Origin of the sequence: Pseudomonas sp. URMO17WK12:I11, assembly GCF_007677725.1 — a bacterium.
Classification (GTDB): Bacteria; Pseudomonadota; Gammaproteobacteria; order Pseudomonadales; family Pseudomonadaceae; genus Aquipseudomonas.
Genome location: NZ_VEDF01000001.1, coordinates 536,515 through 551,938 on the forward strand (window position 1 = coordinate 536,515; position 15,424 = coordinate 551,938).

A 15,424-nucleotide genomic window follows, 5' to 3' on the forward strand; every position below is an offset into this window, starting at 1 on the left:
TTGCTGTGTGGCGGAAGTTTATTTTGCGCTCGTCTATTTTGCGATGTTGTGCCTTTTTGTCACCTGTCAAAAATGCTAGGCCGTCGATGATTGTGATTTATGCCAGCCTTCCGCAGCACTGATGGCTGGTTGACCGAGGTTGGCTGGGCGTGATTTCCTTTAAAAACTCGCGGTTTTCTGCGCGAACAGGGTGCAGTGATCAATCAAAAAACCGAAGGTCCTCCTATGCCTGACTACACGCTGCATTGCTTCGCCGAATCCGGTAACGCCTACAAGGCTGCGCTGATGCTTGAACTCACCGGCCAGGACTGGCAACCAGTGTTCGTCGATTTCTTCAGCGGCCAGACCCGCGACCGGCAATGGCGCGAAGAGGTCAACGAACAGGGTGAGGTGCCGGTGCTGGAGCACGCCGGGCAGCGGCTTACCCAGTCGGCGCTGATTCTCGACTACCTGGCCGAGCGCACCGGCCAGTTCGGCCCGCATGACGACCATGAAAAGCGTGAGATCTGGCGCTGGATGCTGTTCGATAACCACAAGTTCACCAGTTACTACGCGGCCCTACGCTTCCTGCTGTGCCTGAAAAAAACCGGCGAAACCGAGGTGACAGGCTTTCTGCGTGAACGGGCCACGGCGGCCTATCGCATTGTCGATGCACATTTGCAAAAGGAGCCATTTATGGTTGGCAGGCGGTTGACCATCGCCGACCTGTCGCTGGCGGGGTATGTGTTCATGCCCGAGGACACCGGGATCGTGCTCGGCGAATTCGTCCACGTCGAGGCATGGAAGCAGCGCATCCAGGCGATGCCGGGGTGGAAGCACCCGTATGAGTTGATGCCCCGCACCGCCTGAGTCGTTCATCGCCTGCCTTCAGGCACTCTCGCGCCGGGCGTAGTGTGCGCCGAACAACGGCACCGCGCGCTCGGCAGCCAGGCGGATGCGGGCATCCAGAGCGCTGCTGGAAATCTGGTAGTCAGCGAGCTCGGCCTGGCTGGCATACACGCCGATCGGCAAGGTCAGGGCCTGCAGGAAGCTGAACAGCGGACGCAATTGGTGGTCGAGTACCAGCGCGTGACGTTCGCTGCCGCCGGTGGCTGCCAGCAGCACTGGGGTGTCGACCAGGGCATCCTGGCCGATCAGGTCGAACAGGTGCTTGAAGTGGCCGGGGAAGCTGCCGCGGTATACCGGTGCGGCCACCACCAGCAGGTCGGCTTTTTCTACCAGGCGCAGCTGCTGCTCCACCGTGTCGGGCAGCTCGCTGCGCCACAGTGCGGCGCCCAGCGGCCGGGCGATGTCGCCAAGTTCGATCAGGTGCGTCTTGATGTGCAGATGCTGGCTGAGTTCGGCCACGATGGCCTGAGTCAGGGCCAGGGTGCGCGAAGGGCGGCTGGTGCCACCGGACAAGGCGACGACGTTCAAAGGGGTGCCCATGCAGGTCTCCGGGTCTTGAGGAGCGCAGACTTTGCTGGAGCAATCGTCGTGGCAAAATTCAAAGGATGCGGGGCTGCGAGCAGTTGGCCGGGCACGGGCGGCTGTGCAGTGGGCCTATTAATAACCAAACCCCGGCCGCCATGGAAAAGAATATAAAAATCTATTCTTATGTCTTAATTATTAGTTACGTCACCGTTTGCTCTGACCATAGGCCTGGCTGATGCGGTCAATGACCATCGCCAGCGCGACGATAGCAAGTCCCGCTTCGACCCCTTGGCCCACATTGAGGGTCTGGATGCCGGCCAGCACATCTTCGCCCAGCCCACGCGCGCCGATCATCGACGCTACCACTACCATCGATAAAGCCATCATCACCGACTGGTTGAGCCCGGCCATGATGCTCGGCAACGCCAGCGGCAGGGCAATGCGCCGCAGCCGCTGCCAGCGTCCGGCACCCAGGCCGTGTGCGGCGCGCAGCAGCGACGGGTCGATCTGGCTGAGCCCCAGCTCAGTCAGCCGTACCAGCGGCGGCAGCGCATAGATCAAGGTGGCGAACACCGCCGGGACCTTACCCAGGCCAAACAGCATGAGTACCGGGATCAGGTACACGAACGCGGGCAATGTCTGCATCACGTCCAGCACTGGCATCAGCAAGCGCCGAGCCAGCGCGCGGGTGGCCAACAGTATCCCCAGCGGCACCCCGACCAGCACGCACAGGCCGGTGCTGACCAGCACCAGGGCCAGGGTCTGTAGCAGCTTGTCCCACAGGCCGAGCATGCCAATGAAGGCCAGCAGTGCCACCAGCACCGCGCTGCGCAGGACACTGCGGCTGGCGTGCCAGGCCAGCAGGCCCACCAACAGCAACAGCAGCCACCAGGGCATCAGGCGGAGCAGGTTTTCCAGGCCGACCAGCAACTGCAACAGTTGGTCGGAGACGTTGCGCAGGTGGTCGCCATAGTGCAGCACCAGCCAGTCGACCCAGCGGTTGATGGTGTCGGCGAACGACACTTGCAGAGCGTTGGGGAAGCCCGCGCTCACAGGCTGGCCTCGACCTTGTCGGCCACTTCAGCGGGCAGCCACGCTTTCCACACATCCGGGTGGGCCTGAAGGAACACCTTCGCGGCATCGGCAGGCTGCTGGCGCTTCTCGCTCATCTCGGCCAGGGTTTTGTTGAATAGATCGATGGGCAGGTCGACCTTCTCGAACACCGCTACCAGTTGCGGATAGCCATCGCGAAATGCCTTCGAGACACCGATCGACAGCTTCGCTGGCAACGATTGGCTGCCTTTCGGGTTGGGGTTTTTTGCGTCGGTCAAGGTAGCCCAGGCTGCCGCATCGAACGCAGGTTCCTGCAGACGTACCAGCTTGTAGCGGCCAATCAGCGGGGTAGGGCTCCAGTAGTAGAACAGCACGGGTTGCCTGCGACGAATGGCCGAGCTGATTTCAGCGTCCAGCGCGGCACCGGAACCGCTGCGAAAGTTCGTGTACAGGTTATCCAGCCCGTAGGCCTTGAGCTTCTGACTATTGACGATCTCGGAGGTCCAGCCGCTGGGGCTGTTGAGGAATCGGCCTTGGTCTGGCGATTCAGGGTCGCGAAATACCTGCGGGTAGCGCTTGAGGTCTTGCACGCTGACCAGTTCCGGGGCTTGTGGCTCGATGCCGTGCTGCGGGTCGCCCTTGATCACATATTCAGGCACCCACCAGCCTTCTTCGGCGTTCTTCACCGTGTCGCCCAGGGCGAATACCTGTTCGGCCTGTTCGGCCTTGACCCAGGCAGGGCTGCGCCCGGCCCACTCCTCGGCGATCACCTGCAGGTCGTTGCGGGCCAGTGCCACCTCCAGGCTCACGGTGCTGCCGGGCAGGGTATCGGTGGGGTAACCGTAACCGTGCTCGACAATGTAGCGCAGGATTTCAGTGGTCAGGGCGCCGCTTTCCCATGTGAGGGCGCCGAAGTGAATGGGCTTGTTGGCGTCTGCCGCTGCAGCGCTTTCGGTGCTGGCCAGGCCTGCTGCGAGTAGCAGGCTGGCCAGCAGCGCATGGATTTTCTTCATGGGGAGCCTCGTCGGTTACTGCGCCTTTGATTGCGGGCAAGTGTAGACGACGAAGTGTTCGGGGCCGCGTACGGCCCCGGCAGGTCAGACGCGGAACTGGTCCATCAGCGCCTGCTGCTGATTGGCCAGGCTGTTCAACGACTGGCTCACCCGCGCCGACTCATTGGCCTGCCCGGACAGCGATTCGGTGACGTCACGAATGGTCGCCACGTTGCTGTTGATTTCTTCGGCCACCGCGCTCTGTTCCTCAGCGGCCGAGGCGATCTGCAGGTTCATGTCGGTGATCACGCTCACCGCCTGGCCAATGCGCTGTAGCGCGGTGACTGCCTGGCCGACCTGCTCGACACCGCCCTGGGCCTGGCGGTGGCTGTTGTCCATGGCACCCACTACTTCGCGGGTACCGTTCTGCAGCGCTTCGATCACCTGGCGGGTTTCTTCCACCGACTCCTGGGTGCGTTGCGCCAGGTTGCGCACTTCATCGGCAACCACGGCAAAGCCTCGACCGGCCTCGCCGGCGCGCGCCGCTTCGATGGCCGCATTGAGCGCCAGCAAGTTGGTCTGTTCGGCGATCGAGCGAATCACTTCGAGCACCGAGCCGATTTTCTCGCTGTTCTGCGCCAGGCCTTCTACCTCGGCCATGGCCTCGCTCATATTGGCCGCCAGCGCGTCGATGCGCGTGGTGGTGCGATCGATCACCGCCAGCCCCTCACGGGTCGCCTGGTCAGCATCGCGCGCCGCTTGTGCAGCCTGCGCGGCGCTGCGCGCCACGTCCTGGGCGGTGGCGCTCATTTCGTGCGAGGCGGTGGCCACCTGGTCTACCTGGCGATACTGCTGCTCCATGCCGGCGCTGGTCTGGCTGGCGATGGCCGATGACTGGTCGGCGGTCCCGCGCGCGGCGTGCACCGACTGCTTGACCTCGGCGATGGTCGGTTGCAGCTTGTCGAGGAAGCGGTTGAACCAGCCGGCCAGCTCACCCAGCTCGTCGCGCTTGTCATAGGCCAGGCGGCGGGTCAGGTCGCCTTCACCGCTGGCAATGTCCTTGAGCATGGCCGCGACTCCTAGAATCGGCTTGGTCACACCACGTGCCATCAGCCATATCAGCAGCAGGCCAAGCACCGCCGCGGCCACCCCCAGGCTCAATTCCAACAGGGTGCCGCTGGTGTTGAGGCTGTCCAGCTCCTGCTTGAGCGCTTCGGCAGGGCCGGTCAGGGCATTTTCCGGTACATCGAGCAGCACGCCCCACGGTTGCGCGCCGGGTACCGGGGCAAAGGCTGCGAGCACCTTGAGCCGAGCCTGATCATGGTGGATGGTCAGCTTGCCCTGAGCGAGCGTGCGTACCAGCTCTGCGCCCTGGCGAGCGTCGATCTGGTCGAAGCGCTGCGCCAGCTTGCTGGCATCGGCACTGTAGCCGGCGAGCAAGCCGACCGGGCTTAAAATACCCACCGTGGACTTGCCTTGGTACAGGCCGCGGCTGGCGTCCTCGCTCAAGGCTTGCAGGCTGTTGAGGTTGATGTCCACCGACAGGGTGGCGATGATCTTGCCGTCGACCGACAGCGGGAAGACGATGCTGGTCATCAGCACGCGCTGGCCGTCGATGTCGTAGAAATAAGGCTCGACGACGCAGACCTTGCCGCTGCTGCGCGGGCAGGTCCACCAGGTGTTGGCCGGCTGCCCACTGGGGCCGATGTCGGTGTTGGCCATGTCGTGCTCGGGCAAGGCCAAGGCGGTCAGTTGGCCAGCACGCGGCTGCGACCAGTACAGGGCAAAGCGCCCGGTTTCGTTGCTGCCAAGCTCGGGCTTGCCGACGAACAGGCTGTCCTTGTTGTCCAGGGCGTTGGCTTCGAACACCAGCGACAGGCCCAGCAGGTCGGGGTTGGCCTGCAATGCCGCACGCACCTGACGGGTCATGTCCTCGCGCAGGTCGAAGGCATCGAGAAAACGTTTTTCCGCCTGTTCACGCAAGAACAACACCTGGCGGGAAAACCCGGCGCCGTACTGGTAGGCATCCATGAACTGGCGACGGATGTTCAGCGCCTGGACTTCGCCCTGCGATTCGATGCGCGCCTGCGCCGACTCGCTGAGCATCTGGGTGCTACTGGCCTTGACCAGGTCCGAGCTGTGATCCATGCGGTACAGCGATAGGCCGACCAGCAGGGTGACGATGCCGGCAAGGCACAGACCGGCGAGCAGGGTGATTTTCCACTGGATGGAAAGTTGTCGCAAAGGCATGGTGTCGAGTCCCTTTTCAATTGCAGGGTTTTGATGGTGACAGGGCAAGACATGCACGCCGGCCCATCGCTGTATCGACCCACGCCGGTTTTTCTTTATTCGAGCATTCAATTTAAACGCTCGCGGGTAATGCGCCGCCCCGTGGCGCTTTTGACATCCCGTGGCCATTGCTTCAGAGTGCGCGCTTTTTTGTCCGTCGCGAGGAACCCCAAACCATGAATGCAGTGATCGCCGCTGTAGGCATCATGCTGATTCTCAGCCTGTCACGGGTGCATGTGGTGATCGCCTTGATCATCGGCGCATTGATCGGTGGCCTGGTCGGTGGATTGGGTATCGAGGGTACCCTCAAAGCGTTCAATGGCGGCTTGGGAGGCGGCGCAACGGTGGCGCTGTCCTATGCGCTACTGGGCGCTTTCGCTGTCGCGATTGCCAAGTCTGGCTTGGCGCATGCCCTGGCCGACCGCGCCCTGGCGTTGGTCGACCGTCAAGGTCACGGCGAGGGCGGCAAGCTCAAGTGGCTGTTGATTGGCCTGATGCTGGTGGTGGCAGTGTGCTCGCAGAACATCCTGCCCATTCACATCGCTTTCATCCCGCTGCTGGTGCCGCCACTGCTGTACGTAATGACCCGCCTGCGCATCGACCGCCGGTTGATCGCCTGCACTATCACCTTCGGCCTGATCACGCCGTACATGTTCCTGCCAGTAGGGTTCGGCAATATCTTTCTCAATCAGATTCTGCTGGCCAATGTCGCCCGCGCCGGCGTCGACATCAGTGGCGTCAACGTGACCCATGCCATGGCCATCCCGGCGGCTGGCATGTTGGTTGGCCTGCTGATCGCGGTGTTCATCAGCTACCGCAAGAAACGTGACTACGACCTGGCGCGCATCGAGCAAGTCGAGCAGGTCAGCGTCAGCTACAACCCCATGACCCTGCTGGTAGCCGGGTTGGCCATCGCTTCGGCGTTCATCGTGCAGCTGTGGCTGGACTCGATGATCATCGGGGCGATGGTCGGCTTCCTGATCTTCTCGCTGTCGGGCATCGTGCGCTGGAAAGACACCGACGACCTGTTCACCGAGGGCATGAAGATGATGGCCATGATCGGCTTCATCATGATCGCTTCCTCGGGCTTCGCCGATGTGTTGAAGGCCACCGGCGAAGTCAAAGGGCTGGTCGAGGCGTCGGCGCAGTGGATCGATCACAGCAAAGGTGTCGGTGCGCTGTTGATGCTGTTGGTGGGGCTGCTGGTGACCATGGGCATCGGTTCGTCGTTTTCGACGGTGCCGATCCTGGCGGCGATCTTCGTGCCGTTGTGCGTGCAGCTGGGCTTCGATCCGCTGGCGACCGTGTGCATCGTGGGGACGGCAGGGGCACTGGGCGATGCCGGCTCACCGGCCTCAGACTCGACCTTGGGGCCGACCTCGGGGTTGAACGTCGATGGCCAGCACCATCACATCTGGGACACGGTGGTCCCGACCTTCATCCACTACAACTTGCCGCTGCTGGCCTTCGGCTGGCTGGCGGCGATGACGCTGTAGGTTCAGCCCCTGCGCGGCGGCGGCGATATGCTGTTGAGCACGGTGCTGCCGTCTTTGCTGCGGGTCAGGTAAACCGGCAGCACCTTGGGCAGGTTGTCCACCAGCCGTGCCACCTCGCCGGTGTTGTAGATCCCGCTGATGCGGATGCGCCCGGTGCCGGCATCGGCCAGCAGCAGCGGGGCGTCCAGGTAACGGTTGATGACCGGCAGTGCCTGCTCCAACGGCAGGTTGTCGAGCACCAGCTTGCCTGATCGCCAGGCCAGGCTGTTGGCGTAGTCGTCGTGCTCGGCCAATTGCGGCTCGAAGTCGCCGGTGTGGTAGGTGGCCTGCATGCCCGGGCCAAGCCGGTAGCCGCCGGCATCGCCATCGCTGCTGACCAGCACCGAGCCCTGCACCAAGGTGACCTTGACCTGGTCCTGGTACTTCCAGACGTTGAACTGGGTGCCGGTCACTCGCGTCTGCCCGCGACCGGCGCGCACCACGAAAGGATGGCTGCTGTCGTGGTGCACTTTGAAGAACGCCTCGCCCTGGCCAAGGGTGACCTGACGCCGATCCTTGAAGTTCAGGTAGGTCAGTTCCGTGTTGAGGTTCAGCTCGACCGTGCTGCCGTCGCCCAACTGCACGGTCTGCCGCTGCCTGCCCGCTTCGAAATGCTGGTAGTCATTGGGCAGCCAGCCTTGCTCCCAGCCGATCCAGGCGCCCAAGGGTAGAACCAGCAATGCCAGCGCGGCAGCCGAAGCCATCGGCCGCCAGTTGCGGGCCTGGCGCGAGGGGCGGGCCAGCGCAGGAAGGTCGATCGGCGTCGCGCTTCGTGGTAGCAGATCGGCGGTTTGCCAGATCTCCAGTATCGCCTGGTATTCCTCGGCATGCCGCGGATTCGCGGCCAGCCAGCGGGCGAAGGCTTCGCGCTCAGCCTCGGTGCAGTCATCGGCATGCAGGCGCATGCACCAATGTGCGGCGGCGTCGGTGATGGCGTCGTCTTGGCTGGGAATGAGGCTGTCGTGGTTCATCGTGGCTCCAGGTTTTGCGCATTCTACCCTTGGCGGGCGTCCTGCGAGAACCAAGGTAATGGCGAATGACTATCATTCCACTGCGTTTTTGACTGATGAACACGGAATATTCCACGTTTGAGAACATTTCGCGCCCATCCGGGCGTGGGAGGGGTCCATACCGGCGGTAGGATTTTTACATAGGCCGCTAATCAAAGCTTTGACATTCACTGCCTAGGCAGTAATATTTTAAAACAATTGCCCGAGTCGATACCGATGTCGCATTTCACCCCGGAGAATTTCCATAGCTGTGCCATTGGCGTGCTGTTGGGCCGAGCGGCGATCCTCAAGGACCGTATTCTTGATTGGCACCTGGAATCGGAAGGGGTGACCGCAGCGCAGTTCAAGGTGCTGATCATCGTCACTCAATATGAGGTGGACACGCCAGCAGAGCTGTGTCGCTACCTGGGCCTGGACAGCGGATCGATGACGCGCATGCTCGACCGCCTGGAGCAGAAGGGCTTGATCGTGCGCAACCGCTGCGCCGATGACCGTCGCCAGGTGCGTCTGGCCTTGAGCGCCGATGGCCAGCGCCTGGCCGACCGTTTGCCAGAGATTGGCGCGGCGGCGCTGAATGAGCTGGTCGGCGTATTGCAGCCTGACGAGCTGAAAAGTCTTGAAGGGTTGCTGGCCAAGGTCCTCCTGGGCGCTGGCGACCCCCTCACGATCCGCCGTTTCGGCGATCGTTGATCCCTGTTACGCATATTCCAAGGTATTGTCATGGCCACTCCCACAGACACCTCATCCCCCTCCGCCGACGCACCCGCGTCGGGCAAGCGCAAACTGTGGCTGCTCGGCCTGCTGGTGCTGGTATTGCTCGCAGGTGCCGGCACCTGGGCCTGGTACAGCCTGGTAGGGCGCTGGCACGAGAGTACCGACGACGCCTACGTCAACGGTAACGTGGTGGAAATCACCCCATTGGTCACCGGCACGGTCACCAGCATTGGCGCCGATGACGGCGACCTGGTGCATGCCGGCCAAGTGCTGCTGCAGTTCGACCCCGCCGACAGCGAGGTGGCCTTGCAGTCTGCCGAAGCCAAGCTGGCGCGTACCGTGCGCCAGGTGCGCGGGCTGTATAGCAATGTCGATTCGCTCAAGGCTCAGCTGCAAACCCGCCAGGCCGAACTGCAAAAGGCCCAGCAGGACTACAACCGCCGCAAGATGCTGGCGCAAAGCGGCGCCATCGCCGCCGAAGAACTGTCCCACGCCCGTGATGCGCTGACTGTTGCGCAGGCGGCGGTGAACAGTGCGCGCCAGCAGCTCAACACCAGCACGGCACTGGTCGACGACACCGTCATCTCATCGCATCCCGAAGTGATGGCAGCCGCTGCCGATCTGCGCCAGGCCTACCTCGACCATGCGCGCACGACCTTGGTGGCACCGGTTACCGGCTATGTCGCCAAGCGTACCGTGCAGCTCGGTCAGCGCTTGCAGCCAGGCATTGCGACCATGGCGGTGATTCCGCTGAACGAGGTGTGGATCGACGCTAACTTCAAGGAAACTCAATTGCGCGACATGCGCATCGGCCAGCCAGTCGAAATCAGCGCCGACCTGTATGGCAGCGACGTCAAGTACAGCGGCACGGTAGACAGCCTGGGCGCCGGCACTGGTAGCGCTTTCGCCTTGTTGCCGGCGCAGAATGCCACCGGCAACTGGATCAAGATCGTTCAGCGCGTGCCGGTGCGTATTCACCTGAACGCGGACCAGCTCAAGGACCATCCGCTGCGCATCGGGCTGTCCACCGTGGTCGAGGTCGACCTGCACGATCAGAGCGGCCCGGCCCTGGCCCAGCAACCGCCGCAGCAGGCCAGCTACACCACCCAGGTGTATGACCGCCAGTTGGTCGAGGCCGATGCCTTGATCGCGCGGCTGATCCATGACAACAGCGCCCAAGGCAAGACGGCCAACCGATGAGCGACAATGCCAAGGCGCAGTTCACCCCGCCGAGCTTGCTGCTGACCACCATCGGCCTGTCGCTGGCGACCTTCATGCAGGTGCTCGACACCACCATCGCCAACGTCGCGCTGCCGACCATCTCCGGTAACCTTGGCGTCAGTTACGAGCAAGGCACCTGGGTGATCACCTCGTTTGCGGTGAGCAACGCCATCGCTTTGCCGTTGACCGGGTGGCTGAGCCGGCGGTTTGGCGAAGTGAAGCTGTTCATCTGGGCCACATTGCTGTTCGTGCTGGCGTCGTTTCTGTGCGGCATCGCCCAGTCGATGCCGGAGCTGGTGGGCTTCCGAGTGCTGCAGGGGGTGGTGGCCGGGCCGCTGTACCCGATGACCCAGACCCTGCTCATCGCCGTCTATCCGCCGGCCAAGCGGGGGATGGCCCTGGCGTTGCTGGCGATGGTGACCGTGGTGGCGCCGATCGCCGGGCCGATACTGGGCGGATGGATCACCGACAGCTACAGCTGGCCGTGGATCTTCTTCATCAACGTACCGATCGGCTTGTTCGCTGCAGCGGTGGTGCGTCAGCAGATGCGGGCGCGCCCGGTGGTCACCAGCCGGCAACCGATGGACTACATCGGCCTGTTGACGTTGATCGTCGGCGTAGGCGCACTGCAGGTGGTGCTGGACAAAGGCAATGACCTGGATTGGTTCGAGTCCTCGTTCATCATCATCGGCAGCCTGATCTCGGTGGTATTCCTGGCGATCTTCGTCATCTGGGAGCTGACCGACCGTCACCCGGTGGTCAATCTGCGCCTGTTTGCGTACCGCAATTTCCGGGTCGGCACCATCGTGCTGGTCGGCGGCTACGCCGGGTTCTTCGGTATCAACCTGATCCTGCCCCAGTGGCTGCAGACGCAGATGGGCTACACCGCGACCTGGGCAGGGCTCGCGGTTGCGCCGATCGGCCTGCTGCCGGTGATCATGTCTCCGTTCGTGGGCAAGTACGCGCACCGCTTCGACCTGCGGCTGCTGGCCGGGCTTGCGTTTCTGGCCATCGGCACCAGCTGCTACATGCGTGCGGGCTTCACCAGTGAGGTGGACTTCCAGCATATCGCCCTAGTGCAGCTGTTCATGGGCATTGGCGTGGCGCTGTTCTTCATGCCGACCTTGAGCATCCTGCTCTCGGACCTGCCGCCGCAGCAGATCGCCGATGGCTCCGGGCTGGCGACGTTCCTGCGCACGCTTGGCGGCAGCTTCGCGGCCTCCTTGACCACCTGGATCTGGATTCGCCGCGCCGACCAGCATCATGCCTACCTCAGTGAGCACATCAGCCAGTTCGACCCGGCCACGCGCCATACGCTCGAGCAGTTGGGCGGGGCCAACATGCAGAACTACGCCCAACTGGAGCGTATCGTCAACGCCCAGGCCTACATGATGTCGACCGTGGATTATTTCACGCTGATGACCTGGATATTCGCGGGGCTGATTCTACTGGTATGGCTGGCCAAGCCACCGTTTACTGCCAAGGCCGGGCCGCCTTCGGCAGGCCACTGACACCTGGCGGGCGGTAGCCTCGTGAAAGCGCTGTTACCGCTCGCTGCGCAGCGGCTGGCGTTGTAGTAGCTGGGCGATGCGCTGCTTGAGTACGGTCAGCTCAAACGGCTTGAACAGGATATCGTCGCGCTCGCCCAGCGCTGTTGCCGGCAAGGCCGCATTGGGACTGTAGCCGCTGATGAACAACACCGGCAGGTCGCTGCACAACTGGCGGCATTCGTGGGCCAGTTGGTGGCCGTCGAAGCGCCCTGGCAAACCGACGTCGGTGATCAACAGGCCGGGGCTCAGCCCTGCCTTGACTGCCGCCAGTGCCTGGCGCGCATTGGCATAGGAATGCACGTCATGGCCACAGTCTTCCAGCAGGTCAGTGATCAGCAGGCGTAACACGTCCTGATCTTCCACCAAGACCGTGCACAGATGCAAAGGGGTGCTGGGCAGGTTGACCATGCTGGGCGCGGCTACCGTCGGCGGTTGCGCAGCACCGAGGTGTCTGGGCAGGTAAAGATCGATGACGGTGCCCTCGCCGCAGGCGCTGGTGATGTGTAATTGCCCACCGGATTGGCGCACGAAGCCATAGACCATCGATAGCCCCAGGCCTGAACCCTCGCCAAGGGGTTTGGTGGTGAAGAATGGATCGAGCGCGCGCCGCGCCACCTCCGCTGGCATGCCCACGCCGCTGTCCTTGACCTGAATGTGCAGGTATTCGCCGGGGGGCATTTCCAGGCCTTGCGCGCTAGCAGCATCGAAACGGGCGTTGACGCTGGCAATGCTTAGCACACCGCCCAATGGCATGGCGTCGCGGGCGTTGAGGAACAGGTTGATCAGTGCACTTTCCAACTGCGGGGGGTCGACCAGAATCGGCCATTGCCCAGGCACGGTCTGGTTGACGAATTCGATGTTGCGGTTGGTTGAGCTGTTGATCAGGTCCTGCATGCCGCCAACCAGCGCGTGTACATCCACAGGCTGCGGCATCAAGGTCTGCTGGCGCGAAAACGCCAGCAACCGCTGTACCAGCGAGGCGGCACTCTGCACGCCGTGCTGCGCCACACCGATCAGGCGCAACGTCTCGTGATGGCGCTGCTTGCCGTGGTGTTTGGCGGCCATTTCCAGCGCACCCATGATGCTGCCGAGCAAGTTGTTGAAATCATGGGCGATGCCACCGGTCAATTGGCCGACCGCCTCCATCTTCTGCGATTGGCGCAGGGCCCGCTCGGTTTCGCGCAGGCGTTCCTGCTCGTTGACCCGGTCGGTGATGTCATAGGCGAACAGATAGCCACCCTGGATGCGCTGTTGTTCATCGCGCAATGGGTTATACAGAATCTCGTAGTGGCGCAGTGCATCGGGCATGCCCACGGCGAGTATTTCAGTGAAAGCCTCACCGGACATCAGGCGCGGCCACACCGGTTCCAGCCGGCTCATCAGGTCAGGATGCCGGGCAAGAAATTGCGGGATGAAGTCACCGACCTGAGGGGCGAAACCGCGCAGGCGCTTGAAGGTCTCCTGGGCCGTGCGGTTGATCGCCAGCAAGCGCAGGCTGCGGTCGGCTGCGAACACGTTGGCCAGGCTGTGATCGACCAATTCGCCAAGCAGCTTGCTGTTGGCCTGGGCCTGGGTGACGCGCTGGTTCAGGTCGGCGTTACGTTGCCACAGGCGGTCGCGTTCGGGTTCACCGGCGGTCTGCGCCGTGAACTGGATGGCCAGTCGGTTGAGCTGTGCAGGCTCCAGGCGTTGCACGGTCAGAAACAACAGGCGGTTGGTGACTTCAAGGCGTTTCTCGAAACTGATCGGTTGACCGGTACGTGCGACCTCGGCGAAGTATTCCAGCCACTGATCAGCTTCAGCCGGGATGATCTGCCGGGCGGTCTGGCCCATTTTCTTGGGGTGGCCGGTGTGATGCAGGCACGCGCCATTGGTCAGCAGGTAGCGGTAATCGTGATAGCGTCCGTGCTCGTCGGTCAGCAATTCGACCACGCAGAATCCTTCGTCCATTCGCGAGGAAATCAGCTCGAAGCACGTAGCCTTCAAGCGTGCGTCTTCCAGCTCCTGCTCGAGTTGGGCGATACGCGCTTCGAGGGCCGCGTGCTGGTCGGATGGCGAGGCGATGTACATGGCGCTGACTCGATGAAAACTCGCCCTAACTATAGAAAAGCGCCTCGCCAAGCGCCATCAAAACGATCGCACGATCCTGCCCAGCGTGCGCATGGCCTCGCTACTGCCGGCATGCCAGGGGGTGCCGTAGTTGAGCCTGATGCAATTGCCAAACCGCCGGGTCGGCGAAAAAATCGGACCCGGCGCAATGCTGATGCCCTGGGCCAAGGCCAGGTGGAACAGTTTCAGCGCGTCGACATGCTCGGGCAACTCCAGCCACAGGAAGTAACCCCCGGACGGTTGGCTGACCCGCGTCTGTGCGGGGAAGTGTTCAGCGATGGCGGCGAGCATGTTGGCTTGTTGGCCCTCCAGGGCATAGCGCAGCTTGCGCAGGTGGCGATCGTAGCCACCATGCTGCAGGTAGTCGGCAATCGCGGCCTGGGCGGGCATCGAAGCGCACAGCGAGGTCATGAGTTTCAGGCGCTCGATCTTCTGCGCAAAGCGCCCGGCCGCGACCCAGCCGATGCGGTAGCCAGGCGCGAGGCTCTTGGCAAATGAGCCACAGTGCATCACCAGGCCCTGGGTATCGAAGGCCTTGGCCGGTTTCGGCGCTTGCTGGGCGTAGTACAGTTCGGCATAGACGTCGTCTTCGATCAACGGCACCTGATGCCGCGCCAGCAATTCGACCAACGCCTGTTTCTTGGCTTCGGGCATGCTCGCGCCTACCGGGTTCTGGAAGTTGGTCATGCACCAGACCGCCTTGACCGGATGTTTGTCCAAGGTTTGCGCCAGCACGGTCAGGTCCATGCCCTCGCGAGGGTGTACCGGAATTTCCACCGCCTTCAGCTTGAGCCGCTCCAATACCTGCAGGCAGGCATAGAACGCTGGCGCCTCGATGGCCACCAGGTCACCCGGCTCGGTCACCGCTTGCAGGCACAGGTTCAGGGCTTCCAAGGCGCCATTGGTGATGAGCAGTTCTTCGATCGGCAGCATCAAGCCGCCGACCATGTAGCGCAGGGCGATCTGCCGACGCAGTTGTGGGTTGCCCGGTGACAGGTCGGTGACCACCATGCGCGGGTCCATCGCGCGGGTCGCGCTGGCCAGCGAGCGTGACAGACGTTGCAACGGAAACAGCTCGGGGCTGGGGAAGGCGGAGCCGAACGGTACGGTGTGGGGGTCCTTGATCGACTCAAGGATGGAGAACACCAGGGCACTGACATCCACCTCGGTCGACTCACTCAGCACTGGCTGGGCCTGAGGCTCGCTGATCTGGCGCGGCGCATAGGCGTTGACGAAGTAGCCCGAGCGCGGGCGCGCGCGGATCAGTCCGCGCCGCTCCAGCAGGTAGTAGGCTTGAAAGACGGTGGACGGGCTGACGCCGTGGGTCTGACTGGCATAACGCACCGATGGCACGCGTTGGCCAGGGCCGAGCACGCCGGTGCGGATGAGTTCGGCGATGTCATCGGCAAAGCGTTCGTAACGTTTCATGGCGGCTCGCAAGCAGGGGTAACGGCGGGGAAGGGCGCAGCAGTGTTCTACGCAGCACTGCGCCGGGCCGGAGATAGCCCAGACACTATGACCTGCAAACTGTTTTCAGC

The 15,424-nt window shown here is 62.9% G+C and carries 12 protein-coding genes and 1 pseudogene; 5 read left to right on the forward strand and 8 right to left on the reverse strand.

Going from position 1 to position 15,424, the window contains the following annotated elements; all coding sequences use genetic code 11:
- The first annotated feature begins 225 nt into the window (after positions 1–225).
- On the forward strand, positions 226–849 hold the full coding sequence (locus FS665_RS02690) for a glutathione S-transferase family protein (RefSeq protein WP_145182965.1): 624 nt from the start codon (positions 226–228) through the stop codon (positions 847–849).
- Between the two features lie 18 nt (positions 850–867).
- Here the strand turns inward: FS665_RS02690 and msuE are convergent, their stop codons facing one another.
- The 5 genes and pseudogenes from msuE to FS665_RS23860 all read right to left on the reverse strand — a co-directional run.
- A complete protein-coding gene (gene msuE, locus FS665_RS02695) occupies positions 868–1,428 on the reverse strand; it encodes an FMN reductase (protein WP_145182968.1) in 561 nt (186 codons plus the stop codon).
- 189 nt (positions 1,429–1,617) lie between these two features.
- Positions 1,618–2,466, reverse strand: coding sequence for a proline/glycine betaine ABC transporter permease (locus tag FS665_RS02700; RefSeq protein WP_145182971.1), 849 nt, complete (start codon positions 2,464–2,466; stop codon positions 1,618–1,620).
- Entirely contained in the window at positions 2,463–3,479 is a 1,017-nt protein-coding gene (locus tag FS665_RS02705; RefSeq protein WP_145182974.1) for an ABC transporter substrate-binding protein, read from the reverse strand. Before FS665_RS02705 ends, FS665_RS02700 begins: the two co-directional genes overlap by 4 nt.
- 84 nt (positions 3,480–3,563) lie before the next feature.
- Positions 3,564–4,319: a methyl-accepting chemotaxis protein gene (locus tag FS665_RS23855; RefSeq protein ID WP_371921219.1), complete on the reverse strand. Its 756-nt coding sequence runs from the start codon at positions 4,317–4,319 to the stop codon at positions 3,564–3,566.
- A gap of 102 nt (positions 4,320–4,421) precedes the next feature.
- Positions 4,422–5,876, reverse strand: a pseudogene (locus tag FS665_RS23860) (HAMP domain-containing protein); the annotation flags it as partial.
- A gap of 47 nt (positions 5,877–5,923) precedes the next feature.
- On the opposite strand from FS665_RS23860, the gene FS665_RS02715 reads away from it, so the two are divergent.
- A complete protein-coding gene (locus FS665_RS02715; protein ID WP_145182980.1) occupies positions 5,924–7,243 on the forward strand; it encodes a Na+/H+ antiporter family protein in 1,320 nt (439 codons plus the stop codon).
- Positions 7,244–7,245: 2 nt separating this feature from the next.
- Here the strand turns inward: FS665_RS02715 and FS665_RS02720 are convergent, their stop codons facing one another.
- On the reverse strand, positions 7,246–8,253 hold the full coding sequence (locus FS665_RS02720; protein ID WP_145182983.1) for a FecR family protein: 1,008 nt from the start codon (positions 8,251–8,253) through the stop codon (positions 7,246–7,248).
- Between the two features lie 255 nt (positions 8,254–8,508).
- On the opposite strand from FS665_RS02720, the gene FS665_RS02725 reads away from it, so the two are divergent.
- Genes FS665_RS02725 through FS665_RS02735 form a run of 3 tightly spaced genes read left to right on the forward strand, consistent with a single transcriptional unit; the run spans position 8,509 to position 11,738 of the window.
- A complete protein-coding gene (locus FS665_RS02725) occupies positions 8,509–8,982 on the forward strand; it encodes a MarR family winged helix-turn-helix transcriptional regulator (RefSeq protein ID WP_145182986.1) in 474 nt (157 codons plus the stop codon).
- Positions 8,983–9,012: 30 nt separating this feature from the next.
- Positions 9,013–10,206: an HlyD family efflux transporter periplasmic adaptor subunit gene (locus tag FS665_RS02730; protein ID WP_145182989.1), complete on the forward strand. Its 1,194-nt coding sequence runs from the start codon at positions 9,013–9,015 to the stop codon at positions 10,204–10,206.
- The gene (locus FS665_RS02735) at positions 10,203–11,738 is read left to right on the forward strand and encodes a DHA2 family efflux MFS transporter permease subunit (protein ID WP_145182992.1); all 1,536 of its coding nucleotides are present in this window, start codon (positions 10,203–10,205) and stop codon (positions 11,736–11,738) included. Before FS665_RS02730 ends, FS665_RS02735 begins: the two co-directional genes overlap by 4 nt.
- Before the next feature lie 33 nt (positions 11,739–11,771).
- Here FS665_RS02735 and FS665_RS02740 read toward each other — a convergent pair whose 3' ends face one another.
- Positions 11,772–13,847: a PAS domain-containing sensor histidine kinase gene (locus FS665_RS02740; RefSeq protein WP_256674900.1), complete on the reverse strand. Its 2,076-nt coding sequence runs from the start codon at positions 13,845–13,847 to the stop codon at positions 11,772–11,774.
- 57 nt (positions 13,848–13,904) lie between these two features.
- The gene (gene mapR / locus FS665_RS02745; RefSeq protein ID WP_145182996.1) at positions 13,905–15,314 is read right to left on the reverse strand and encodes a GntR family transcriptional regulator MpaR; all 1,410 of its coding nucleotides are present in this window, start codon (positions 15,312–15,314) and stop codon (positions 13,905–13,907) included.
- Positions 15,315–15,424: the final 110 nt, after the last annotated feature.